Source organism: Clostridium nigeriense, from assembly GCF_900086595.1.
Taxonomy (GTDB): Bacteria; Bacillota; Clostridia; order Clostridiales; family Clostridiaceae; genus Clostridium; species Clostridium nigeriense.
This window is the reverse complement of the sequence record NZ_LT575472.1, coordinates 2,145,446-2,170,576: the sequence shown is the minus strand read 5'-3', so window position 1 is coordinate 2,170,576 and position 25,131 is coordinate 2,145,446. Positions and strand designations below refer to the sequence as shown.

Genomic DNA, 25,131 nt, shown 5'->3' with positions numbered 1-25,131 from the left:
TTGTTAAAAATTTATATTAATAATATAATTTATATGAAAATGTTTTTCAAAGATGAAAGGTGGAATACTATTTTGAGAATATCAGTTGCTATAGATGGACCAGCGGGGGCTGGTAAAAGTACGATTGCAAAGTTAGTTGCTAAAAATTTTGACTTAATGTATATAAATACAGGAGCAATGTACAGAGCTGTAGCTTTAGTTGCTAAAGAAAATAATGTAGGGGATACAGATGTAGATGCTTTATGCAAATTAATTGATTCATTAAATATGAAATTTGTAAATGATGATTTATATCTTAATGATGAAAATATTCAAGATAAGATAACTATGCCAGAAATTAGTGCAATAGTATCTAAATATGCATCTATTAAAGAAGTAAGAAGTAAATTAGTTGATTTACAAAGAGAGATGTCAAAAAGATATGATGTTATAATGGATGGAAGAGATATTGGAACTGTGGTATTAAAGGATTCAAAGTTTAAGTTTTTCTTAACAGCAACTCCAGAAGCAAGAGCTGAAAGAAGATATAAGGAGTTAAAAAATAGGGGGTTAGAAGTAGATTATTCTACTATTTTAGAAGATATAATTAAAAGGGATTATATTGATAGCAATAGAGAAGTTGACCCACTAAGGAAGGATGAAGATGCTATTGAGATAGATACTACAAATTTATCAATAGAAGAAGTTGTAGAAAAAATATCCCTAAGTATAAAAAATAATAAATAATTTCTTAGGAGAATTGATATGAGTAAAGTTATATTAGCAGAAAATGCTGGATTTTGTTTTGGTGTACAAAGAGCAGTAGAAGAGGCTCTTAAAGTAAAAAAACAGTATAGTAAAAAGATTTATACATTAGGACCGTTAATACATAATAATGATGTTGTTATGTATTTAGAGAAAAATGATATATATGCTATTGATTATAGCGAAATTGATAAATTAAATGAAGGTGACGTAATTTTAATAAGGTCTCATGGAGTATCTAAAGAAGTTACTGAAAACCTTGAGAAACATGGACTTATAGTCGTAAATGCAACATGTCCATATGTAACTAATATACACAAAAAAGTTAATAAGTATTCAGATTTAGGTTATAATATTGTTATATTAGGTGATGATAAGCATCCGGAAGTGGTAGGCATAAATGGATGGTGTAACAATAGTGCTGTTATAACAAAGGATGGTACATTTAATGATAAATTACCAAAGAAAATATGTGTTGTATCACAAACTACAGAAAAAGAAGAAACATGGAAAAAGACAGTAAGCAATTTATCTTCTATTTCCAAGGAGTTATTGGCCTTTAATACTATTTGCTCTGCTACAGAAGTAAGACAAAAAAGTGCTAATGAATTATCTCAAACTGTAGATACTATGATTGTAATTGGAGGAAGAAATAGCTCTAATACAACTAAGCTTTACCAAATAGCAAAGGCAAATTGTCCAAATACAATCCATATTGAAAATTCTAAGGAACTTACAAAGGAGTTTATAGAAGAAAATAAAGATAAAACTGTTGGGATTACTGCAGGTGCATCTACTCCTGACTGGATAATAAAAGAAGTAATTGATATTATGGAGGGAAAAAACTAAATGGAAGATCAATTAAAGCTAATGGAAGAAATGGATAGAAGATTTAGAATTGGAGACGAAATCAAAGGTGAGATTTTATCTATAGGAAGAGATGAGATAACTATTTCCTTAGTAGGATATAAATCTGATGGTGTAATACCTTTTAAAGAGTTAACTTCTGAGGAAAAACTAGATTCTTGCCTTCAAACTATTAATATAGGTGATGAAATAACTGCAAAAGTAATAAAATTAAAAAATGAAGATGGAAATGTAGTTCTTTCAAGACTTGAATATGAAAAGAAAGAAACTTTAAATTACTTAGAAGAAAAATATAATAATAAGGAAATAATTAAAGTTAAGGTTAAAGATGCAATTGAAAAAGGATTAATTTGTTATTACAATGGAGTAAGAATTTTTGTTCCTGCATCTCAAGTAGATATAAGATATTCAAATGATAGAAGTAATTTAATAGGAACTGAATTAGAAGTTAGAATAATAGATTTTTCAATAGAAAATACATTAAGAATAGTAGCATCTAGAAGAGTAATTCTTGAAGAAGAAAAGAAAAAGGTAGAAGATGCTGCTTGGGAAAATATTAAGGTTGGTGAAGTTGTTAAGGCTGAAATTAAAAGATTTACTAACTTTGGAGCATTCGCTGATATTGATGGTGTTGATGGTTTAATTCATTTATCACAAATTTCATGGAATCATGTTAAATCTGCAGAGAGTGTTCTTAAGAAAGGTCAAATTGTAGATGTTAAGATAATTGAAGCTGATAGAGAAAGTAATAGAATTTCCCTAAGTATGAAAGCATTAACACCTGAACCATGGAGTAATATCGAAGAAAAATATCCAGAGGGCTCTGCTGTCTTAGGAAAAGTTGTTAGAATTAACGATTTTGGTGCTTTTGTAGAATTAGAGCCAGGGGTTGATGGATTAGTTCATATTTCTAAAATATCTAATGAAAGAATTAATAATCCTGCTGATGTTTTAAGTATTGGAGAAGAAGTAAAGGCTATAATCCTTTCAGTAGATGCTGAAAATAAGAAAATTGCCCTTAGTATAAGAGATGCTAAGTAATATATAACTCAAAACACACATATATTTTATATGTGTGTTTTATTTTACCATTAATGCCTTGACCAAGGTATTAAAGAACAATTATACTTATTTATATAGAGAATAAAAGGGGTTTTATGGTAATGTTGGAAAAGTTGACATTAAATAATATGAATACTTTTAAAGAAATATATTATAAAAATTTAAAAGAAATTAGCTATAATAAAGATTTTTTTCGTTGTTATGACAACCAAAACTTTTTATTTAAATTCTTATATAGAAAGTTTATTAGGTTAATAAAAGTAAAAGATCAATATATAGGTTATTTATGGTTTGATAATACTGATGGTAAATATATTAAGGTTTGGGCACTTTATATTGATAACAATTATAGTGAATTAATAAATGAATTCACGCTATCTTATTTTAATAATAATATTTTATCATATGAAGAAATAGATAATATACAAAACTCTATAACTTTATCTAAATTAGGCTTTAAAAAAATTAATTATACGTTGCTTTTAAAACTGGATATAAGTAATTATATTGATATAAATTTAAAAGATAGTATTTTAAGTAAATCAAAATATAAATTAGAAGAGAAAATTAAGTCTAATAATAATTTTGAATTTTATATTAGAAAACTACAAATTGGTAAAGATGAAATACTAAGATGTAATATTCAAAATGATATATTTGCTCAATGGAATAGAAGACCTTTATCACTAGATGATATACATGCAGATATGAGTCAAGATTACTTTTTGGAGGATCTTTGTTTTTGGGGATTAGTTAATAATGAGTACGTAGGATATGGCCAAATTATATTTAATAGAAATATGTACACAATAGTTAATTTTGGAATAGTATCAAAATATAGAGGTCTTGGTTTAAGTAAGCTTCTATTAAATGAGATCATTATAGCAGCTAAAAATTATGGAATTAAAGATTTATATATAAGAGTAGATTCAGATAATGTAAAAGCCATTAATTTATATAGATGGATTGGATTTAAGGAAACTAATAAAATAGTAGTATGGGAAAGAAAATAAAAAAAGTAGTTAAACAACTACTTTTTATTTTATTTAGTGAAAAGTATTTCAAATTCGCCTTTCCCAATTATTACAACAGTATCATCTTTAGTTAGAGACCCTATTTCAACATCAGGATTATCAACAGTACACTTCTTAAATAGTCTTTCTGTATTATCAGCATTTATAACAATAATTACTCCACTTGTATTTGGAGTTAAGTATTTTGCTGTTGCTACGCATTTAGTACAAGTAATATCAAATCTATAAATTCCTTCTTTATATACATCTGAAGTAGGTATAGCACAATCATTTTTTATACATTTTTCACTTGCATCATCTGCAAAGATTGGTGTACTACTTAAAAATAAAAATAAAATAAGTACTAAAGAAGTAGCTTTAATAAAATTTTTCATATTATAACCTCCTTTTGTAATAGTTTTACCTTTATATCTAATATTATTATACAAAATAACATGTAAAAAATTCATATTAATATCTATTTTCATTATAGGTATTTAAAAAAGTTAATATTTTTATTATAATGTTACTGGAGAAATATATTTCTAAGAAGGAGAATACTATGAAGGAAGAAATTAAAGAATTAAAGTATTATATTGAAACATGGGGATGTCAAATGAATGAGGAAGACTCTGAAAAGCTATCCGGTATGCTTAAGAGTATAGGTTATAGCAAAACTGATGACCTTAAAGAAGCTGGAATTATCATATATAATACTTGCTGTGTTAGAGAAAATGCAGAAAATAAGGTATTTGGTAACTTAGGAGAGTTAAAACATTTAAAAAAGAAAAATCCTGACTTAATTATTGCTGTTTGTGGCTGTATGATGCAACAAGAAGGAATGGCAGATAAGATACTTAGTAAATTTCCACATGTTAACATAATATTTGGTACACATAATGCATATAAATTCCCAGAATATTTAAATAGAGTAAGAACTGAAGGTGTTCAAGTTAAAGAAATATTTAATAAAGAAACTGAAATTATAGAAGGTGTACCTATAGACAGAGAAAGTTCAGTTAAAGCTTTTGTTACAATAATGTATGGATGTAATAATTTCTGTACTTACTGTATAGTTCCTTATGTTAGAGGAAGAGAAAGAAGCAGAAAATCTGAAGACATAATTAACGAAATTAAGGATTTAGTATCAAAAGGATATAAAGAAATAACTTTATTAGGACAAAATGTTAATTCTTATGGTAAGGGATTAGAAGAAGATATTGATTTTGCCAAACTTTTAAGAAAAATTAATGAAGTAGAAGGATTAGAAAGAGTTAGATTTATGACATCACATCCTAAAGATTTAAATAAGGATGTTATCTACGCAATAAAAGAATGTGGTAAGCTTTGTGAGCAAATACATTTACCAGTACAAAGTGGATCTAATAGAATTTTAAAGAAAATGAATAGACATTATACTAAGGAATCCTATTTAGAATTAGTTGAATTAATAAAGAAGGAGATACCTGGAGTATCCTTAACAACTGATATAATAGTTGGTTTCCCAGGGGAAACTGAGGAAGACTTCTTAGATACACTAGATTTAGTGAATAAGGTACAATATGATTCAGCCTTTACTTTCATTTATTCAAGAAGAAATAATACTCCAGCTGATATGATGTTAAACCAAGTTTCAGATGATGATAAACACAATAGGTTTGATAGATTAATAAAAGCTGTAAATGATAGTGTTATAAGAAAAAACAAAGAGTTTGAAGGAAAAACTGTTGAAGTACTAGTTGAAGGACCAAGCAAAAATGATGAAAGTAAGTTTACTGGAAGAACTAGAAATGGAAAGCTAGTTAACTTCTCAGGTGAAAACATAAATGCTGGTGATTTAGTAAATGTTAAAATAGTTAGAGCGCAGCCATTTTCTCTTGTAGGAGAAGTAGAATAATTTTATTATTAACTATTTATTAAAAATAAAATAAGTTTTATATTAAAATCTATTGAATAAATCTTATTTTATTATTATAATAGTAAAAAAGTAATATTTGTAAAGATTGTGATAAGGAAGAGTAATTTAACTAAACATTAAAGAGAGCTAATGATAGGTGAAAGTTTAGTATGGTAGGTTAAATAAAAGCAGCCTTTGAATCTCGTATTGAAAAATAAGATTTATCTTAATTAGGTATTGACGGTTTTCTCCCGTTAAAGAGAAATGAATATATTTATTATATTCATACTGAGTGAGTAATTTATTACTTATTAGGGTGGTACCGCGGAAGCATGTCCTTCGTCCCTTTATATGGGATGAAGGACTTTTTTTATTTCAAATTATAGGAGGTATATGGAATGGATGATATTTTGGAAGTATTAGAGAAAAATAGTAGGTATAAGGATGAAGAAATAGCTGCAATGGCTGGAAAGACAGTTGAAGAAGTTAGAGAAGCTATAAGAGATTATGAAGAAAAAAACATTATAGCAGGATATACAACTTTAATTAATTGGGAAAATACAGGAAAAGAAACTGTAACTGCTTTAATTGAAGTTAAGATAACTCCTCAAAGAGGCGTTGGATTTGATAAGGTTGCAGAAAGAATTTATAAATTTAATGAAGTAAAAGCTTGTTATTTAATGTCTTCAGGTGGATTTGATTTAACTGTAATAGTAGAAGGAAAAACAATGAAGGAAGTTGCTTTATTTGTTTCAGAAAAATTAGCGGTTCAAGAGTATGTAACAGGAACTGCAACTCATTTTGTATTAAAGAAATACAAAGATCATGGAAGGATATTTAAAGAGAAGAAAAGTGAAAGCAGGGAGGCTATATTCATATGATGCTAGAAGAAATGATATTAGATAATGTAAGGAATATGCCACCTTCAGGAATAAGAAAGTATTTTGACTTAATTAATGAAATGGAAGATGTTATATCACTTGGAGTAGGTGAACCTGATTTTGTTACTCCTTGGAATGTAATTGAAGCTGGAATATATTCTTTAGAAAAAGGACATACTCATTATTCATCTAATGCCGGTTTCATAGAGTTAAGAAAGGAAATATCTAAATATTTAAATAGAAGATTTAATTTAAAGTATAATCCTGATGATGAGATATTAGTTACAGTAGGTGGAAGTGAAGGGATAGATTTAGCTTTAAGAGCTCTTGTAGGGCCTGGGGATGAAGTTATTATACCTGAACCAAGCTTCGTTGCTTATAAAGGGTGTGCTACATTTTGTGGGGCAACACCTGTAACAATAAACTTAAGACAAGAAGACGAATTTAAACTTACAGCAAAGCTATTAGAAGAAGCAATAACACCTAAAACTAAAGTAGTTATAATTCCATTTCCTAATAATCCTACTGGAGCTATTATGACTAAGGATGAATTAAAGGAAATAGTTGAAGTTTTAAAAGATCGAGATATTATAATATTATCTGATGAAATATATGCTGAACTTTCCTATGATAAGGATCATTATTCAATTGCAAACTTTGAAGAAGTAAAAGATAAAACTTTAGTTATTAATGGTTTTTCTAAGGCCTATGCTATGACTGGCTGGAGATTAGGATACGTTTGTGGACATCCTATTTTAATTGATTCATTAAAGAAGATTCATCAATATGCAATAATGTGCTCTCCTACAACAGCACAATATGCAGCAATAGAAGCTCTAAAACATGGTGATAATAGTGTTAGGGAAATGGCAAGAGAATATAATAGAAGAAGAAGGATTTTAGTTAATGGATTTAGGGAAATGGGCTTAGAATGCTTTGAACCATTAGGTGCACTTTATGTATTTCCATGTATTAAATCAACAGGATTAACTTCAGATGAATTCTGCGAGAAGTTATTGATGGAGGAAAAAGTGCTAGCAGTACCTGGTAATGCCTTTGGAGAATGTGGAGAAGGATATATTAGAGCTTGCTATGCCTCTTCTACTGAAGACTTAATGGAAGCTGTTAAACGAATAAAAAAATTTGTGAAAAATCACAAAGCTAATTAGTAGTTTAATAATAAACCTTTATAAAGTATGTGGTTTTGATATTGAAATAAATATTTTTATGGGAAACTCAAAAAATATTGTTGCAATATTAATAATTTAATAATATAATGATAAAAAGTAGTTTTTGAACAAAGGCGTTCAATAGATGTATTTCTATTGTGCGCTTTTTTTATTAAAAAGGGGGAGTTTATAATGACAAAATATTCAAAGGAAGACATTCTAAAATTAGTAGAGGAAAATGGTGTTAAATTTATTAGATTGCAATTTACTGATATATTTGGGGCTCTAAAAAATGTTGCAATTACTGATAAACAATTAAACAAAGCATTGAATAATGAAATGATGTTTGATGGTTCTTCTATATCAGGATTTGTAAGAATAGAAGAATCTGATATGTTTTTAAGGCCAAATTTAGATAGCTTTGTTATTTTTCCTTGGAGACCTCAACAAGGTAAAGTTGCTAGATTAATTTGTGATATTTATAGGCCAGAAGGAACTCCTTTTGAGGGAGATCCAAGAAATATATTGAAAAGAGTTTTAAAAGAAGCAGAGAAGTTAGGATATTCTATGAATGTAGGACCTGAATGTGAATTTTTCCTTTTAAACACAGATGAATATGGACAACCTATATTGAAAACTCAAGATAATGCTGGTTACTTTGATTTAAGCCCTGTTGATGCAGGAGAAAACATTAGGAGAGATATAACACTAGTATTAGAAGATATGGGATTTGAAATTGAAGCTTCACATCATGAGGTAGCAGCAGGTCAAAATGAGATAGATTTTAAATATGAAGATGCCTTAACTACAGCTGATAATATAATGACTTTTAAACTAGTTGTTAAATCAATAGCACAAAGACATGGGGTATATGCTACATTTATGCCAAAGCCTTTTTTTGGAATTAATGGATCAGGAATGCATATAAACATGTCTCTAAATAAAGATGGAAAAAATGCTTTTGTAGATGAAAATGATAGATTAGGTTTAAGTAAGACTGCATATAGTTTTATTGCAGGGTTGATTAAAAATATAAAAGGAATATCTGCAATTACTAATCCACTAGTTAATTCATATAAAAGATTAGTTCCTGGATATGAAGCGCCTGTTTATATAGCTTGGTCTGCTAAAAATAGAAGTCCTTTAATTAGGGTACCTGCTACAAGGGGAAATGGAACAAGAGTAGAACTTAGATGTCCTGATCCAAGTGCAAATCCATATTTAGTATTAGCATGCTTATTAGCAGCTGGTCTAGATGGAATAAAAAACAATTTACTTCCACCTGAAAGCGTAGAAAAAAATATATTTAAAATGAGTATTGATGAAAGAGATGCTGAAGGCATTGAAAGCTTACCAGGAAGTCTAGAAGAAGCTATAAGATATATGGAAGAAAGTGAATTAGTAAAAGAAACTCTAGGAGAACACACTTTTAATAATTATATTAAGGCTAAAAAAGCTGAATGGGATGAGTATAGAAGTAAAGTGCATAAATGGGAAATAGATAATTATTTAAATCAATTTTAATTGTAAGGGAGCAATTTAAATGGCAGTAGATGTTATTATTGCACTAAATAATGACGATATATCTCAAAAGATAAAAGTTATCATAACATCGAATGGCTTTAATGTAGTAACGATGTGTACCTATGGCAGTGAGCTTATAAGAGCCATAAAACAATTTTCTCCATCTATTGTTATTAGCGGATATAAATTTAAAGATATGAACTTAATTAACATTTATGAAAGTGTTGGAGATGAATGTAGTTTTCTTGCTATAGTAAAGGAACCTTATAAAGCTTTTGTTCAAGAAGAAACAGATATATATTGTATATCAAGTCCAATCAATCCTTCTGTATTAATAAATTCATTGGAAATTATATGCCAAGGTGAAAAGCGTGTTAAAAAATTAAAGGAAAAAGTATCATCATTAGAAACTAAAATTAACGAGAGAATTTTTATAGAAAAAGCTAAGGGAATATTAATGAATAAATTTATGTTATCAGAAGAGGATGCTTATAAATATATACAAAAAAATTGTATGAATAAGGGTATTAAAATTATAGATTTTTCAAAAAAAATAATAAATGAAAAAGAGGGTTTATTTTAATTGCCTAATATAAAGATTTCATAAGTACTATATTTATATATTACTTATGAAGGTAAAATAAACTTTCTATTTCATGAAAGGGGGATATTTATGCACAATGATATAGGGTTATACAGAAGTTCCTTTGAGCATGATGCTTGTGGAATTGGTGCTATAGCAAATATTGATGGAAGAAAAACTCATAAATCCATAGATGATGCTCTTAATATTTTAATTAATTTAGAGCATAGAGGGGGAACAGGAGCAGATGGAAAAACTGGTGATGGATCAGGAATATTATTTCAAATACCCCATAGATTTTTTAGGGAAGAAGCACAAAAACTAGGTGTTATTCTTCCTAAAGAGGAGAATTATGCTATAGGTATGTTTTTTTTACCACAGGATCCTATAGATAAGAAAGTTTGCATAGACATATTTGAAAAGTTATGCAAAGATGAGAAACTTAAAATTCTAGCTTGGAGATCCGTACCTATTAATAAATCGGTTTTAGGTGACTTAGCTATTTCTTCAATGCCTTGCTTTAAACAAGTAATTATAGAGAAACCCGTAGATATTAAAGATATAAAAGATTTTGAAAGAAAATTATATATAATAAGAAGAAGATTTGAAAAAGAATTAGTTACTGAAAAAGCATATATAGTTTCCCTTTCATCTAAAACTATAGTATATAAGGGATTATTATTGGCTAGTCAACTTAAAAATTTTTATATTGATTTATCTAATGCTAAGGTTGAATCTTCAATAACTATGGTACATTCAAGGTATAGTACAAATACTGTTCCTAGTTGGAAAAGAGCACATCCTAATAGATATATAATTCATAATGGCGAAATTAATACTTTAAGAGGGAATATAAATAGTTTAGTAGCTATGGAAGGAAATTTATCATCAAGGGCTTTAAAAAATGATTTAAGAAAAGTATTACCCATTATTAATGCTGAGGGATCTGATTCTGCAATTTTAGATAATACTTTAGAATTCTTAATTATGAATGGAAAAAATATTGAAGAAGCAATTATGATGTTAATACCTGAACCCTTTGAAAAAAATCCATATATATCAAAAGAAGAAAAGGCTTTTTTTGAATATAATTCGACTTTAATAGATCCTTGGGATGGTCCTGCTGCTATAGTTTTTTCAGATGGAGATATAATGGGAGCAAGCTTAGATAGAAATGGATTAAGACCTGCACGATATTATATAACTAAGGATAATAATTTGATTTTATCTTCTGAAGTTGGTGCATTAGACATAAAAAATGAAGAAATAGCTTACAAAGGCAGGTTAAAACCAGGGAAAATATTATTAGTTGATACTATTAATAAAAAAATTAAAAGCAATGAAAATGTTAAAAAGGAATATTACTTAAGAAATGATTATTTATCATGGATTAAAGAAAATATTTTAAATATAGAGAGCTTACCTTTAGAATCAAATCTTAAAAATAATAACTTAGATACAAGCAAATTGCTTAAGATATTTAATTATTCTTATGAAGATATTAATAATACTATATTACCTATGTGTATTAGTGGTGAAGAGCCGCTAAGTTCAATGGGAGTTGATACACCTCTAGCAATATTATCAAAAGAACCTCAATTACTATTTAATTATTTTAAACAATTATTTGCTCAAGTGACAAACCCACCTATAGATGCTATAAGAGAAGATATTGTTATATCTACAACTACTTATATAGGAGCATCGGGAAATATTTTAGGTGAATTAAGTGAAAATAAACCTAAAATTAAATTATCTTCACCAATTATTACAAATGAAGATTTGGAAAAAATTAAGAATATAAAAAATCCTAATTTTAAATTAAAAACTATTTTTATTTCCTACAGTAAAAAAAATGATGAATATGATTTAGAAAATGCAATTGATTGTCTTTGTAAAGAAGTTGAAATAGCTATTAGCCACGGATTTAATCTTATTATATTAAGTGATAGAAATGTTAATGAAAAAATAATACCTATACCATCTTTATTAGCAGTGTCTGCTGTTAATCATTATTTAATTAAAAAGGGATTAAGAAAAAAAATAGATTTAATCATTGAATCTGGAGAGCCAAGAGAAGTTCATCATTTTGCGACGTTAATAGGTTTTGGAGCCTCTGCAATTAATCCCTATTTAGCATATGAAGCAGTTTATAAACTAATTAATGATAATTTATTAAGAGAAAGTTATGAAAAAGCAATAAATAAATACAATAAAGCAATATTAAAAGGATTAGTTAAGATAATTTCTAAAATGGGGATTTCTACTATTCAATCCTATAGAGGAGCGCAGATTTTTGAAGCTGTTGGAATAAATAATCATGTTATAAGCAAATATTTTACTAACACTATAAGTAGAATTGAAGGAATATCATTAAAGGAAATTCAAGATGAAGTTATAAAGAGATATAGAAATATTAATGAAACATCACTAGATTCTTTTGGAAAAGATAGATATAGATCGAATAAAGAAGAGCATTTATACAATCCATTAAGTATATATAAATTACAACAATCAACTAGAAATAGTAATTATGAAACCTTTAAAGAATTTACTAAATTAATAGATAATGATGAAAGTTTTATTACTTTGAGAAGTTTATTAGATTTTAAATTTATAAGTGATCCTATTGATTTGAATGAAGTGGAAAGTGTTGAGTCTATAGTAAAAAGATTTAAAACCGGTGCTATGTCATATGGTTCTATTTCAAAGGAAGCTCATGAAACTTTAGCAATTGCAATGAATAGAATTGGTGGAAAATCTAATACTGGAGAAGGCGGAGAGGATAGGGAGAGATTTATACTTGATTCTAATGGTGATTCAAAAAAGTCAGCTATAAAACAAATTGCATCAGGAAGATTCGGAGTAACATCTGAATATTTAGTAAATGCTACTGAACTACAAATAAAAATGGCTCAAGGTGCAAAACCAGGAGAGGGAGGTCAGCTTCCTGGAAGTAAAGTTTATCCATGGATAGCTAAAACTAGAGGTGCTACACCAGGAGTTGGTTTAATATCTCCACCACCACATCATGATATATACTCTATTGAAGATTTAGCACAACTTATTTATGACTTAAAACAAGCAAATGATGAAGCAGATATATCAGTAAAATTAGTTTCAGAAGCTGGAGTAGGAACCGTTGCTACTGGAGTGGCTAAAGCAGGAGCTAAAGTAATTTTAATATCTGGTCATGATGGAGGCACCGGAGCATCACCTAAAACATCAATTCAAAATGCTGGATTACCTTGGGAAATTGGTCTTGCTGAGGCTCATCAAACATTAATATTAAATGAGCTAAGAGATAGAGTGAGACTAGAAGTTGATGGAAAATTAATGACAGGTAGAGATGTTGCCATAGCCGCATTACTTGGAGCTGAAGAGTTTGGTTTTGCTACTGCACCATTAGTATCATTGGGATGTGTAATGATGAGGGTATGTAATTTAGATACTTGTCCAGTTGGAATTGCAACTCAAAATAAAGAACTTAGAAAAAGATTTAAAGGAAAACCTGAATATGTAATTAACTTTATGTATTTTATAGCACAAGATTTAAGAGAATATATGTCTAAATTAGGATTTAGAACATTAGATGAAATGATAGGAAGATTTGATAGACTTAAAGAAAAAGAAAGTAAAAAAGGATTTAAAAGAAGTAAAGTTAATTTATCATCTATATTAGTTAATGATTCTAGGTTTTTTATATCAAAAAATAAATTCAACAAAAACTATATTGAGGAAAAAGAGATTACTTTAGATAGAGCTCTTATAATACCGATGGTAGATAAGCATTTTAAAATTAATGAAAAGTTAGCTATTAATATTGATATTACTAATACCGATAGAGCTTTAGGAACTCTTTTAGGATCTAAAATAACAAAAAAATTTGGATATAACAAATTAGAAGATGATTCTATTGTTTTAAATTGTACAGGTTCAGGTGGTCAAAGTATAGGAGCTTTTATTCCAAAAGGAATAACAATTAATATAGACGGTGATTGTAATGATTATTTAGGGAAAGGATTATCAGGTGGAAAAATAATTGTTAAAAAACCAACAAATTGTATCTTAAATACTAAAGACAATATTATAATTGGTAATGTTGCCTTATATGGAGCTACATCAGGTAAAGCGTTTATTAATGGTATTGCAGGTGAAAGATTTGCTGTTAGAAATTCAGGGGCAATTGCAGTAGCTGAGGGCGTTGGTGATCATGGTTGTGAATATATGACTGGTGGAATAGTTTTAGTATTAGGTGAAGTCGGTGTTAATTTTGCTGCAGGTATGAGTGGTGGAATTGCATATGTTTTAGATAAAAAACAATCCTTAGAATCTAATTTGAATAAAGAACTTGTTGAAACTGAAAGTGTAAATGAAGAGGATATTAATACTATTAAAGAATTGATAATTGAGCATATAGAATTAACTAATTCAACTTATGCTAAAGAAATAATGAAAGACTTTGATAATTATATAAAATACTTTAAAAAAGTATTACCAACAGATTATAAAAATATTATAAGCTTAATAAATGAAAATAGAGATAAAGGGTTATCTCAGGATGATGCTCTATTAGCTGCATTTTATGAAAGGAGTGGGATTAAATGGGGAAACCAACAGGATTTTTAGAGTTCCAAAGAAAAGTAGGAAGTAATGAAAGTATAGTAGAAAGAGTAAAAAATTTCAATGAATTTCATAAGTTACTTTCTAAAGAAGAGCAAACTAATCAAGGCGCAAGATGCATGGATTGTGGAGTTCCATTTTGTCAGTCTGGAATAATAATTAATGGTATGGTATCTGGTTGTCCTTTAAATAATTTAATCCCCGAATTTAATGATTTACTATATAAAGGTAACTTGATTTTAGCTTTAGATAGATTATTAAAAACAAATCCTTTCCCTGAATTTACAGGAAGAGTCTGTCCTGCTCCTTGTGAATCTGCGTGTACAGTTTCAATAAATTGTCCAGCAGTAACAATTAAAGAAAATGAAAGGTTTATAATTGATTTTGCCTTTGAAAATCAATATATTAAGCCCAATCCGCCTAAAAATAGGAAAAGTAAAAATATAGCAGTAATAGGATCTGGTCCGGCAGGACTTTCATGTAGTTATTATTTAAATCAATATGGATATAATGTTGATGTATTTGAAAGAGAAGATAAAATTGGTGGATTACTTACTTATGGTATTCCAAATATGAAGCTAGATAAAGCTATTGTTGATAGAAGAATTAATATTTTAAAAGAAGAAGGTATTAGTTTTTTTACAAATTCAGATGTCTGTATAAATGAAAATTTAAAAGCAAAAATTTTTACAGATTATGATGCAATAGTTCTTGCAACAGGAGCTACTAAACCTAGAGACTTAAATGTTAGTGGCAGGGAGTCAAAAGGTATTTATTTTGCAGTAGATTATTTAAAAGAAAACACTAGGAGAGTATTAAATAAATGTACAAGCAAAGATTACATTAGCTGTAAAGATAAACGAGTATTAATTATAGGAGGCGGAGATACTGGTACTGATTGTTTAGCTACTTCCATAAGGCAAGGTTGTAAATCACTCTTGCAAATAGAAATAACAAATCCTCTTCCAGAAGATAGATTGGAGAATAATCCATGGCCAGAATGGAAAAAAACTTTTAAAATAGATTATGGTCAAGAAGAAGCAATTGAATTGTTTGATAAAGATCCTAGAAGATATTGTACTAGTGTAAAAGAATTTTTATATGATAATTCTAATAATGTAGTAGGAGCTAAATTAATAAAAGTAAATTGGTATAATGATGATTTTGGAAATTTAAAATGTAGAGAAATTGAAGATAGCGAAGAAGTAATAGATGTAGATATAGTTCTCTTAGCAATGGGTTTTTTAGGTACAGAAGATTATATAGCTAGTTTTTTTGGAGTAAATTTAGATAATAGAAATAATATAAAAGCTAGTTATGATGATTTTAAAACTAATAAAGAAAAAATTTTTGCTTGTGGTGATGCAAGGAGAGGTCAATCTTTAGTTGTATGGGCAATAAGAGAAGGATTAGATGCTGCAAAAAGCATTAATGAATATTTAAATTTAAAATAAAAAATTCTATTTAGATATAATGTAAAGTTATTATAGTAAAAATTACTTTCTTTAATTATTAGAAAACTTCATATAATAATAATGTGAATATCTATAAAGGAGGCACAAAAGATGTTTAAAAATTTAACTTTACTTTGCATGATTTCAACTAGTATAATTACATCTTCTATTAGTCTAGGTAAATCAGATGAGATTAGATATAAAAATAATGCATATAGAGTATTTAATAACTATTCCATATGTATAAGTAAAGAGGATAAATTTGATGACTTTTGGACTCCTAAAAATGAAGGTTATTTAAATGAAGTTCAAAAAGAAAAGGTAAAAAGCTTAAGAGAAAAAGCTGAAAATGGAGAAGTTCTAACAATTACAGAAAAAAATGAACTAAAATTAATGAAGTCTGAAGTTATTAAAGCTAAACTAGGTGAAGAAAAATTTAAAGAGTTAGAAAAATTAATTAAAAAAAGAGAGGGTACTACAGAACTAACATTACCAGAAAGACAAAGACTTTATCAGCTTAATAAAGAAGCTAGAGAATAATTATTTTTTAGATATTCATAATTTATAAAAGCATTAATGTATTTTAATGCTTTTTTCTTTAAAAAATATTAGTAATTTATACAAATAAATGATAAAATTATTAGGATGTATATTTAAATAATATATATATTTAATATTTATATTGGAAGGAATGTTTATTATGGAAAGATATAAAGAAGAATTTATTGAATTTATGGTAGAAAGTAATGTATTAAGATTTGGTGATTTTGTTACTAAAAGTGGTAGAAAAACTCCATTCTTTATAAATACAGGAAATTACACTACAGGAAAACAATTAAAAAAATTAGGAGAATTTTACGCAAAGGCTATTAATAAACATTTTGGAAAAGATTTTGACGTTTTATTTGGACCAGCTTATAAAGGAATTCCTTTAACTGTAACTACAGCTATTTCTCTTAATGATTTATATGATATAGATGTAGAGTATTGCTCAAATAGAAAAGAAGTTAAGGATCATGGTGAAGGTGGAATACTTTTAGGAGGAAATTTAAAAGATTCTACAAGAGTTGTTATAGTGGAAGATGTTATGACTGCTGGAACTTCAATTTATGAAACTGCTCCTATATTAAAGGCTCAAGGAGAAGTGGATATTAAAGGTCTTATAATTTCTGTTGATAGAATGGAAAAGGGTAAATCAGATAGATCTGCTCAAGAAGAAATTAAAGAAAATTTTGGAATAACTACATATTCAATTGTTACAATGAAAGAAGTTGTAGAATACTTATATAATAAAGAATTAAACGGAAAAGTATATATTGATGATAAAATGAAAGCGGCTATAGAAGCTTATTATGATATGTATGGTGTAACATATCATAAATAATATAAAGAAGGCTAATATTTAAAAATATTAGCCTTCTTTATTTATTTCTATAAATTTTAATACTTCAAAAATTAAAGCTATTATCTCATTGCTATTATATCCATTAAAAAAATGTGATCCTGAATTTAATGTAAGTAATTTGGGATTTAAATTTTTATTTTCTAAAGAATCATATAATGTTGTAGCATTTTTATATGGTACAATTTCATCTGTTTTACTATGTATTATCAGAGTACTAGGAGAAGAATTTGAAATATAATTAATAGGGCTATAATTATTAATTATATTCGGTGAATTAATTAGAGTTTCTATTTCTGATTTATACTCATCTTCAACAGAAGAAGTATCTAAAGTAGATAAATCAGTAGGTCCAAACACATCTATTATGTAATTAACCTTTGATGGATAATTTGATAGATCAGTATCTCCTATAAACTCATTATCCTTTGAATAAGAAGCCATTAAAGCTAAATGAGCTCCTGATGAAATTCCTAAAACTCCAATATTATTAGTATCAAAATTATATTTATCTTTATTTTTATAAATCCATCTAATTGAATCTTTTACATCCTTAATAGGATTTTCAATTGGAGTATTTTCTTTTAGTAGTTCATAAGAAAGACTGATAATTGTAAAACCACTATCATTAAAAGCTTTTATTATAGGTTCTAGACCAATGGGAATACCATTATCTCCATATATCCAGCTTCCACCATGGACATATAAAATTACTGGTGATGGAGTATTATTATTCTTAGAAGTATAAATATCTAAAAATACTTCTTTAGAATCAGATTTTTTATATTTTAAACCTTTAATATCCATATCCTCAGTTACTTTATAATCTGTTAATTGACCTAAAGTTGCTATTGAATCATTATTATTATTAAGTTGTTCATAAACTCTATATATAATTATTAAAGAATTTTTAAAATAAAGAAATATACTACAGGTAGTTAATATTAGCGAGGCAAAAAATACAGCTAAAAATCTAGAAAGCTTCTTCAAATTATCAACTCCTTACATTTATTATTTATATTATTGACATAAATTTAAAATATAAATTGAAATTTATTATATATTTTTTACTATATGAATATATTGTATTAATATTTAAATTTTAAAATATAATGAGGAGGTTGTTTTTACAACAAATAAACTTATGGAGAATAATATTAACTTATTAAGTCTTAATTATATTGCAAATATGATTCTAAATAATACTGATGACAATTTATTAATTACAAACATAGATGATAATTCAGTATTAGAAATAATAAATGAAATAGCATCTTATTATCTAATTGATAAAGAACAACTTATGATTTTTTCAGACTTATTAAAATTTAATTTGTTAAATGAAGAGTTATTTAAAAATCTTAATATTAGACTTATAGATTTACAAAGTTCTTATAATATTAAGGATAGAATAAATAAATTATTATTAGACTTAGATGATAAAACAGGTAAAACTATTATTAGTAAGGTGAAACTAATAAATAGAGGTATCCTAAAAAGGTTAGATAACTTAATGAAAATAAATTCTTTATTTTGTAAATGTAAAACAGATGAACTTTCTTTATTACAAAAATATATTGAAACAGAAAGCATAAAAAATTATGATATATCTTTTGATAAGTCTTATAAAAGATTTAGAATTAAAAAACCTTTAAATAATTATATATATGATGACTTAAGAAATGCTTGTAATAGTATTTTATCTTCAGATACTAGTTTATATTATATTAAATATAGAAGATTTATTGATAATGATATATTTAATTGCATAAAAAAACCTTTTAATTATGATAAATTAAGAGATGGTATAAATAAATTAGAGGAAATAATATTAAATGATATAGATAAATATAAATTAATTCACAGTAAATATACTGAAGATTTCTTTGACGAGATTACTAATAAGAATGACATTAATGAAGAGCATATAATGACATTAGCTAATATAATTAATTTCAAATATAATTATATACTACTAAATAAAAATAAAAAGAAAAGATGGTTTAACTTTTTTTGTAAATATGAAAATTTGGATGAAGAGCATAATTTGACTCTTTACTCAATTAATCAAAAAGAAATCTATGAAGAATATATTCATAATTTTAATATTATTAGGGATTTAAAAGATAAATTATTATTCTTAAAAGAAATTATAAAAGAAGAAAATTACAATGAAATAATTAATTCAATAATAAGAGAAGATAATATAAAAGAATATCTTTCTTTTAATAAAAAAATATTAAATACAGCTTATAATACTGAGGAAATATTTAAACTTATAGGTGAGTTATCTAATATTGAAATGGATATTTTAGATTATTGCTATAATGATTTGGAGACAAAAAGTGATATAAATTTATTAATTAGTTTAATACCTACTTTTAAATTATATTTAGAAATAGAAGAAGAGGAAGCTAAATATTCGGATATTTTAAATATTTATAAAAACTATGATGATATAATAAGTAGTATTTGTGATGACATAACAAAAAGAAATTCTTTAATATTAAACAGTATAAACAATATATGGGATAATCAACTAAGGGAAGGGGCACCTATATTAAAAGAGAATATAAATAATATAGGTGATGAAGCTTTAAAAAAGTTTTTCCCTTGTGTAATATCAAGTTACACTGGAGAAAATATAAAGAAATTAATAAATGAAAATTTCTTTTTTAAAAGGACAATATTCATAATTAATAATCCTAATGATTTATTACATTTAGAAGATTTAAATAAAATCTCTGAAAAAATTATTATTTTATCTACTTTAGATAATGATTTAATTGGTTTTAAAAAAATCAATCTATTAAATCTAAGTAGAAGAGATAAGATATCTACTGATTATAACTTGATATATAAAGATATAGAAGGGTATTTAATCAATAAATTTCCCTCTGAGAAAATATACGTTAATGATGATCATATAGAAATGATTAGTAGAAATCAAAAGATATTCATCAGAATTTCTCCTGTAACAATATATGAAGATAATTATGAAGTAATTCAAGATATATTTTTATATAATAATTACAAGAGTAATAATATTAGATTTTATAGAATTTGGTATAGGGATTGGTGGATTGATAAATTTAAAGAATTAAATAAACTTGAGAATTTCATTAAAGAATAGAAAATATTTGACATTATAAAGGTTATAACCTATAATAATAAAGTAAATTGAATAAGACAGTTCGGAAGCCTCCTGTCTATAAACAAAACTACGGTAATTAATTGCAATTTATATTAAGTGTGATTTTATTTCTGGAGGGTTTAGTTATTATAAATCCTCTATTAATTTTTTCATACAATTTTGCATTTATTAAGTTCGTAAATTTGAGGTATCTATATTATAGGTACCTCTATTTTTTTAATAAATTGGAGGGGATTTAAATTGAAAGAAAACTTAACAAAAAGATTAGTAAAAACAGCACTGATAGCTGCTATATATGCAGTATTAACTGTAATACTTGCTCCTATAAGCTATGGGCCTATACAATTTAGGTTATCAGAAATTTTAGTTTTATTTGCTTTTATAGATCCAATATACATAATAGGACTAACATTAGGGTGTTTTTTAGCAAATTTATTTGGTGGTCTTGGAATAATGGACTTGATTTTTGGTACTCTTGCCACATTCTTAAGTGTTAGTGCTATTTCACTTACAGCTAAGATTGTAAGTGGTAGGATTATCTCATTAATTATATCATCATTATGGCCAACTATATTTAATGGAATTATAATTGGTTGGATGTTAAGTTACGTACTTGAATTACCACTTATTTTAACAATGCTACAAGTTGGAATAGGAGAGTTTGTAGTAGTTAGTTTAATAGGTGTTCCTGTTTTTAAAATAATCACTGATAGATATAGGAATAGATTAGCACTTGAATAAAAAAGTAAGCTTAGATACTTTATAGTTGTCTAAGCTTACTTTTTTATTTAAAATATACTTATACTCAAATAGATAAAATTAATAAGGAGAAAAATATGAACTTAATAACTTTAGAAAATATAAATAAAACTTATAGCGAAAAAGTTTTATTAAAAGATGTAAACTTAAATATAAATGATGGAGATAAAATAGGTTTAATTGGATTAAATGGTGCAGGAAAATCTACCTTACTTAAAGTTTTAACTGGAAGAGATGAATTTTATGATGGAAAGGTAATTAAGGGAAAAAATATTAGGATAGAGTATTTAGCTCAGGATACTCCATATGATGATAATTCAACTGTTCTAGAACAAATATTTAAGGGTGATACTCCAGAAATGAAGCTTTTAATGGAGTATGAGGATTTATTAGATAGGGTTTCTACAGATTCTTCATTAAATAATAAGCTAATAAAAGTTCAAAGTAAGATAGATACAATGAACTTATGGGATTTAGAAAGCGATGCTAAAACTATATTAACAAAGCTAGGAATTAAAGACTTCAATCAAAAAATGTCTCAGTTATCAGGTGGGCAAAAGAAAAGAGTTTTCTTGGCATCATCCTTAATTACACCATGTGAATTGTTAGTTTTAGATGAGCCTACTAACCATTTAGATTCAGATTCTATTGAGTGGTTAGAAGATTATTTAAACTCTAGGAAAGGTGCATTAATTATGATAACCCATGATAGATATTTTTTAGATAGGGTTACTAATAAAATTCTAGAATTAGATAGGGGAGCCTTGTATCAATACGAAGGTAACTATAGTGAGTTTTTAGAAAAGAAGGCTGAAAGGTTACAAGTTGAAGCTACTAAGGAAGAAAAAAGGCAAAAATTAATAGTAAAAGAACTAAAATGGGTAAGAAGAGGTGCAAAAGCTAGAACAACTAAGCAGAAGGCTAGACTCCAAAGATTTGATGATTTAGTCAATACTGAATATACATTAGTAAATACTGATATTGAAATACCTTTTATAGGTAGAAGATTAGGAAAAAAAATTATAGAAATTAATAATATATCAAAAGCTTATGATAATAAAATTTTAATTAATAATTTAAACTATATCTTTTCTAAAAATGATAGAATCGGTATAGTTGGAAAGAATGGTGCAGGTAAAACAACATTAATTAACATGATTATTGGTACTATAAAACCCGATGCTGGTAATATTGAGGTTGGAGATACAGTTAGTATAGGAGCCTTCTCTCAAGATAACACTCACATGGATTTAAATCAAAGAGCTATAGATTATATTAAAGATGGTGGAGAAAATATACCCACTGAAAATGGATATACTATAACAGCTTCGCAATTAGCTGAAAGATTTCTTTTTGATGGGATTTTACAATATACTCCTATAGAAAAGCTGTCAGGTGGTGAAAGAAGAAGGCTCCAATTACTAAGAGTTTTAATGGAATCACCTAACGTGCTTATATTAGATGAGCCTACTAATGACCTAGATATTGAGACTTTGAAAATTTTAGAAGATTTTTTAGATGAGTTCATAGGAGTTGTAATTATTGTTTCTCATGATAGATATTTCTTAGATAGGTTATGTAATAAGATATTTTCTTATGAAGATAATGGGGTTATAAAACAATATGTAGGTAACTACAGTGATTATTTAATTTATAAAGAATATGAAAAACCTAATGAGAGTATAAGTAAAAATAGTAAAATTGAAAAGAAGCAAGTAGATAATAATTATAAGACTAAGGATAATAGACCTAAATTTACCTTTAAAGAGCAAAAAGAATTTGAAGAAATATATGATATTATTGAGCATTTAGAAAGTAATATTTCTGGTGTAGAAAATAAAATGGCTAAAAACGCTTCAAATTATGGTGCATTAAATGAATTAATACAAGAAAAAGAGAAGTTAGAAGAAGAACTCTTATTTAGGTATGAAAGGCTTGAGTATTTAGAAGATATAGATATAAAAATTAAGGAATATAAAAATAATCAAATATAATAAATACTTCTTTTTAAAAATGAAATAATATAGTATAATTTTGGTGTATAAAATCTTTTAAAAAGATAAAAAGGAGAATAAGGATGAAAAAAATTATTAAAAGCTTAAGTATTTTACTACTATGTACATTGTTTGTTTCATGTGGTGGAAGTAAAAGTAAGGGAGCAGAGCTTAAGGATGGATTAACTGCTAAAGACGTAGTTGCTAAAGTTGAAGAAAAAGCTCCTATGCAAATGCCTATGGAATTAGATGAGCAAATGGCAAAAGACTTAGCAAAATTAAACTTAGATGATGTTGAAGATTTTGCAATTACTAAAGCTATGATAATGAATTCAGCAGATGTTACAGCTATAGTTAAAGCTAAGGAAGGTAAAGTTGAATCTATAAAAGCAGCATTACAAGAAATGTTAGATACTGAAAAGAATAATGCATATTTACCAGATCAAAAAGAAAAAACTGAAAATGCTATTTTAACTGAAAAAGGTAACTATGTAATTTTGTTAATTAATGAAGATGTAAAAGCAGCAGAGAGCGCTGTAAATGAATGCTTTAAATAGTAGAGAATTTTAGCTAGATAAGAAGTTATTCTTATCTAGCTTTTTTAGAAAGGATTAATTATGGTATTTAGTAGTTTAATTTTTATATTTAGATTTATACCTATATTTTTTTTGATATATTTTATAACTCCAAAAAAATATAAAAATTTGATCTTACTTTTATTTAGTTTAATATTTTATACCTTTGGAGAGCTAAGGTACTTTCCGCTAATGATAGCTTCAATATTAGTTGATTTTTTTGTATCTATAGCAATAGAAAATAATTTTAATAATAGAGTTAAGTGTGTGTTTTTACTACTTATCTCAATATTTTTTAATATTGGAATGTTATTTTTCTTTAAGTACTATAATTTTTTCGCTGAAAACATAAATATGATTTTTTCTATTTCTTTAAAAGAAATAGAATTGACTTTACCACTAGGAATAAGCTTTTATACCTTTCAAACATTATCTTATACTATAGATGTTTTTATGGGGAAATTTAAGGCTGAAAGAAATTTAATAGATTTTGGAGCTTATGTATCATTATTCCCTCAGCTTATAGCAGGACCCATAGTAAAATATACAGATATAAGAAATGAAATTAAAGAACGTAAAGTGGATTTAAACAGATTTGAACTAGGGTTAGAAGAGTTTATAATTGGGTTAGGTAAAAAGGTGTTAATAGCAAATAATATAGGCATACTTTGGACAGAAATATATAATAAAAATATTTTTGACATATCTATGCCTTTAGCTTGGCTTGGTATATTAGCTTTTGCTTTTCAAGTGTACTTTGATTTTAGTGGCTATTCTTCTATGGCTATAGGACTTGGAAAAATGTTAGGCTTTAATTTTCCTAAGAATTTTAATTTTCCATATATATCAAGAAGTATAAGTGAATTTTGGAGAAGATGGCATATAACTTTAAGTTCATGGTTAAAAGAATATGTATATATACCTCTAGGTGGGAATAGAGTAGGTAAATTAAGATTATTTTTAAATTTATTAATTCTATGGTTTCTTACCGGATTCTGGCATGGAGCAGAATATACTTTCATAATATGGGGGTTATATTTCTTTGGATTAATTTACATAGAAAAATTATTTCTAAAGAAATACCTTGATAAACATAAAATAACATCTCATATATATACTATATTTTTATTATTAATTGGATGGAGTATATTTGCAATAGAAGATATTAATTTGTTAGTTACATTTATAAAGAGGATGTTTTCCTTTAATTTTTCTTTAGATTGGATTTATTATATTAATAATTATTTCTTAGTATTTATAATATGTTTTATATGCTCAACACCTATAATTTTAAATATATATACAAAATTGAATAAAAATATAAAATCTATAGTAATTATTACGATTTTTATATTATCAGTAGCTTATTTAGTTGATAGTACTTATAATCCGTTTTTATATTTTAGATTTTGATAGGAGCTAAAGTTTTT

Annotated in this window: 18 protein-coding genes, 1 pseudogene and 1 other annotated feature; of the genes and pseudogenes, 17 read left to right on the top strand and 2 right to left on the bottom strand. The window is 26.6% G+C overall.

The window, feature by feature from the left end:
- The first annotated feature begins 39 nt into the window (after positions 1–39).
- From cmk to BN6774_RS10380, 3 genes and pseudogenes are all read left to right on the top strand, one after another.
- Positions 40–726: a (d)CMP kinase gene (gene cmk, locus BN6774_RS10395; protein WP_207644596.1), complete on the top strand. Its 687-nt coding sequence runs from the start codon at positions 40–42 to the stop codon at positions 724–726.
- 18 nt (positions 727–744) lie between these two features.
- Positions 745–2,652 (top strand): annotated as a pseudogene (locus BN6774_RS18160) (bifunctional 4-hydroxy-3-methylbut-2-enyl diphosphate reductase/30S ribosomal protein S1).
- A 122-nt stretch (positions 2,653–2,774) separates the two neighbouring features.
- Positions 2,775–3,686 (top strand): GNAT family N-acetyltransferase, encoded by a 912-nt coding sequence (locus BN6774_RS10380; RefSeq protein WP_066893323.1) that lies wholly within the window; start codon positions 2,775–2,777, stop codon positions 3,684–3,686.
- A gap of 29 nt (positions 3,687–3,715) precedes the next feature.
- Here BN6774_RS10380 and BN6774_RS10375 read toward each other — a convergent pair whose 3' ends face one another.
- A complete protein-coding gene (locus tag BN6774_RS10375) occupies positions 3,716–4,081 on the bottom strand; it encodes a hypothetical protein (protein ID WP_066893321.1) in 366 nt (121 codons plus the stop codon).
- Between the two features lie 167 nt (positions 4,082–4,248).
- Here BN6774_RS10375 and miaB point away from each other — a divergent pair, with 167 nt between their 5' ends.
- From miaB to pyrE, 9 genes are all read left to right on the top strand, one after another.
- Positions 4,249–5,583: a tRNA (N6-isopentenyl adenosine(37)-C2)-methylthiotransferase MiaB gene (gene miaB / locus BN6774_RS10370; protein WP_066893319.1), complete on the top strand. Its 1,335-nt coding sequence runs from the start codon at positions 4,249–4,251 to the stop codon at positions 5,581–5,583.
- A gap of 99 nt (positions 5,584–5,682) precedes the next feature.
- Positions 5,683–5,933 (top strand) — a binding site (T-box leader).
- A gap of 48 nt (positions 5,934–5,981) precedes the next feature.
- On the top strand, positions 5,982–6,464 hold the full coding sequence (locus BN6774_RS10365; protein WP_066893317.1) for an Lrp/AsnC family transcriptional regulator: 483 nt from the start codon (positions 5,982–5,984) through the stop codon (positions 6,462–6,464).
- The gene (locus tag BN6774_RS10360) at positions 6,461–7,633 is read left to right on the top strand and encodes an aminotransferase class I/II-fold pyridoxal phosphate-dependent enzyme (RefSeq protein WP_066893315.1); all 1,173 of its coding nucleotides are present in this window, start codon (positions 6,461–6,463) and stop codon (positions 7,631–7,633) included. The genes BN6774_RS10365 and BN6774_RS10360 overlap by 4 nt, the downstream gene beginning before the upstream one ends.
- Positions 7,634–7,825: 192 nt before the next feature.
- Positions 7,826–9,157, top strand: a complete 1,332-nt coding sequence (gene glnA / locus BN6774_RS10355; RefSeq protein WP_066893313.1) for a type I glutamate--ammonia ligase — start codon at positions 7,826–7,828, stop codon at positions 9,155–9,157.
- Positions 9,158–9,176: 19 nt separating this feature from the next.
- Positions 9,177–9,740: an ANTAR domain-containing response regulator gene (locus tag BN6774_RS10350; RefSeq protein WP_066893312.1), complete on the top strand. Its 564-nt coding sequence runs from the start codon at positions 9,177–9,179 to the stop codon at positions 9,738–9,740.
- 90 nt (positions 9,741–9,830) lie between these two features.
- On the top strand, positions 9,831–14,369 hold the full coding sequence (gene gltB, locus BN6774_RS10345) for a glutamate synthase large subunit (protein ID WP_066893310.1): 4,539 nt from the start codon (positions 9,831–9,833) through the stop codon (positions 14,367–14,369).
- Positions 14,345–15,817 carry a glutamate synthase subunit beta gene (locus BN6774_RS10340; protein ID WP_066893308.1) on the top strand — a complete coding sequence of 491 codons (1,473 nt, stop codon included), beginning with the start codon at positions 14,345–14,347 and terminating at the stop codon, positions 15,815–15,817. Before gltB ends, BN6774_RS10340 begins: the two co-directional genes overlap by 25 nt.
- Positions 15,818–15,928: 111 nt before the next feature.
- The gene (locus BN6774_RS10335; protein WP_066893305.1) at positions 15,929–16,357 is read left to right on the top strand and encodes a hypothetical protein; all 429 of its coding nucleotides are present in this window, start codon (positions 15,929–15,931) and stop codon (positions 16,355–16,357) included.
- Positions 16,358–16,517: 160 nt separating this feature from the next.
- Positions 16,518–17,201 (top strand): orotate phosphoribosyltransferase, encoded by a 684-nt coding sequence (gene pyrE, locus BN6774_RS10330; RefSeq protein WP_066893303.1) that lies wholly within the window; start codon positions 16,518–16,520, stop codon positions 17,199–17,201.
- Between the two features lie 27 nt (positions 17,202–17,228).
- Here pyrE and BN6774_RS10325 read toward each other — a convergent pair whose 3' ends face one another.
- Positions 17,229–18,209 (bottom strand): alpha/beta hydrolase, encoded by a 981-nt coding sequence (locus tag BN6774_RS10325; RefSeq protein ID WP_066893301.1) that lies wholly within the window; start codon positions 18,207–18,209, stop codon positions 17,229–17,231.
- Between the two features lie 154 nt (positions 18,210–18,363).
- Here BN6774_RS10325 and BN6774_RS10320 point away from each other — a divergent pair, with 154 nt between their 5' ends.
- The 5 genes from BN6774_RS10320 to BN6774_RS10300 all read left to right on the top strand — a co-directional run bounded on the left by BN6774_RS10320 (position 18,364) and on the right by BN6774_RS10300 (position 25,114).
- Positions 18,364–20,352 carry a hypothetical protein gene (locus tag BN6774_RS10320; RefSeq protein ID WP_066893300.1) on the top strand — a complete coding sequence of 663 codons (1,989 nt, stop codon included), beginning with the start codon at positions 18,364–18,366 and terminating at the stop codon, positions 20,350–20,352.
- Between the two features lie 261 nt (positions 20,353–20,613).
- Entirely contained in the window at positions 20,614–21,114 is a 501-nt protein-coding gene (locus BN6774_RS10315; RefSeq protein WP_066893298.1) for a QueT transporter family protein, read from the top strand.
- Between the two features lie 95 nt (positions 21,115–21,209).
- On the top strand, positions 21,210–23,126 hold the full coding sequence (locus tag BN6774_RS10310; protein WP_066893296.1) for an ABC-F family ATP-binding cassette domain-containing protein: 1,917 nt from the start codon (positions 21,210–21,212) through the stop codon (positions 23,124–23,126).
- Between the two features lie 83 nt (positions 23,127–23,209).
- Positions 23,210–23,683, top strand: a complete 474-nt coding sequence (locus tag BN6774_RS10305) for a DUF4358 domain-containing protein (protein ID WP_066893294.1) — start codon at positions 23,210–23,212, stop codon at positions 23,681–23,683.
- Between the two features lie 60 nt (positions 23,684–23,743).
- Positions 23,744–25,114: an MBOAT family O-acyltransferase gene (locus BN6774_RS10300; RefSeq protein ID WP_066893292.1), complete on the top strand. Its 1,371-nt coding sequence runs from the start codon at positions 23,744–23,746 to the stop codon at positions 25,112–25,114.
- The last annotated feature ends 17 nt before the right edge of the window (positions 25,115–25,131 follow it).

Excerpts from the sequence above, each read along its gene's own strand:
- cmk (WP_207644596.1), top strand. The coding sequence starts at position 40 with ATGTTTTTCAAAGATGAAAGGTGGAATACTATTTTGAGAATATCAGTT.
- BN6774_RS10380 (WP_066893323.1), top strand. The coding sequence starts at position 2,775 with ATGTTGGAAAAGTTGACATTAAATAATATGAATACTTTTAAAGAAATA.
- BN6774_RS10375 (WP_066893321.1), bottom strand. The coding sequence starts at position 4,081 with ATGAAAAATTTTATTAAAGCTACTTCTTTAGTACTTATTTTATTTTTA.
- miaB (WP_066893319.1), top strand. The coding sequence starts at position 4,249 with ATGAAGGAAGAAATTAAAGAATTAAAGTATTATATTGAAACATGGGGA.
- BN6774_RS10365 (WP_066893317.1), top strand. The coding sequence starts at position 5,982 with ATGGATGATATTTTGGAAGTATTAGAGAAAAATAGTAGGTATAAGGAT.
- BN6774_RS10360 (WP_066893315.1), top strand. The coding sequence starts at position 6,461 with ATGATGCTAGAAGAAATGATATTAGATAATGTAAGGAATATGCCACCT.
- glnA (WP_066893313.1), top strand. The coding sequence starts at position 7,826 with ATGACAAAATATTCAAAGGAAGACATTCTAAAATTAGTAGAGGAAAAT.
- BN6774_RS10350 (WP_066893312.1), top strand. The coding sequence starts at position 9,177 with ATGGCAGTAGATGTTATTATTGCACTAAATAATGACGATATATCTCAA.
- gltB (WP_066893310.1), top strand. The coding sequence starts at position 9,831 with ATGCACAATGATATAGGGTTATACAGAAGTTCCTTTGAGCATGATGCT.
- BN6774_RS10340 (WP_066893308.1), top strand. The coding sequence starts at position 14,345 with ATGGGGAAACCAACAGGATTTTTAGAGTTCCAAAGAAAAGTAGGAAGT.
- BN6774_RS10335 (WP_066893305.1), top strand. The coding sequence starts at position 15,929 with ATGTTTAAAAATTTAACTTTACTTTGCATGATTTCAACTAGTATAATT.
- pyrE (WP_066893303.1), top strand. The coding sequence starts at position 16,518 with ATGGAAAGATATAAAGAAGAATTTATTGAATTTATGGTAGAAAGTAAT.
- BN6774_RS10320 (WP_066893300.1), top strand. The coding sequence starts at position 18,364 with ATGGAGAATAATATTAACTTATTAAGTCTTAATTATATTGCAAATATG.
- BN6774_RS10310 (WP_066893296.1), top strand. The coding sequence starts at position 21,210 with ATGAACTTAATAACTTTAGAAAATATAAATAAAACTTATAGCGAAAAA.
- BN6774_RS10305 (WP_066893294.1), top strand. The coding sequence starts at position 23,210 with ATGAAAAAAATTATTAAAAGCTTAAGTATTTTACTACTATGTACATTG.
- BN6774_RS10300 (WP_066893292.1), top strand. The coding sequence starts at position 23,744 with ATGGTATTTAGTAGTTTAATTTTTATATTTAGATTTATACCTATATTT.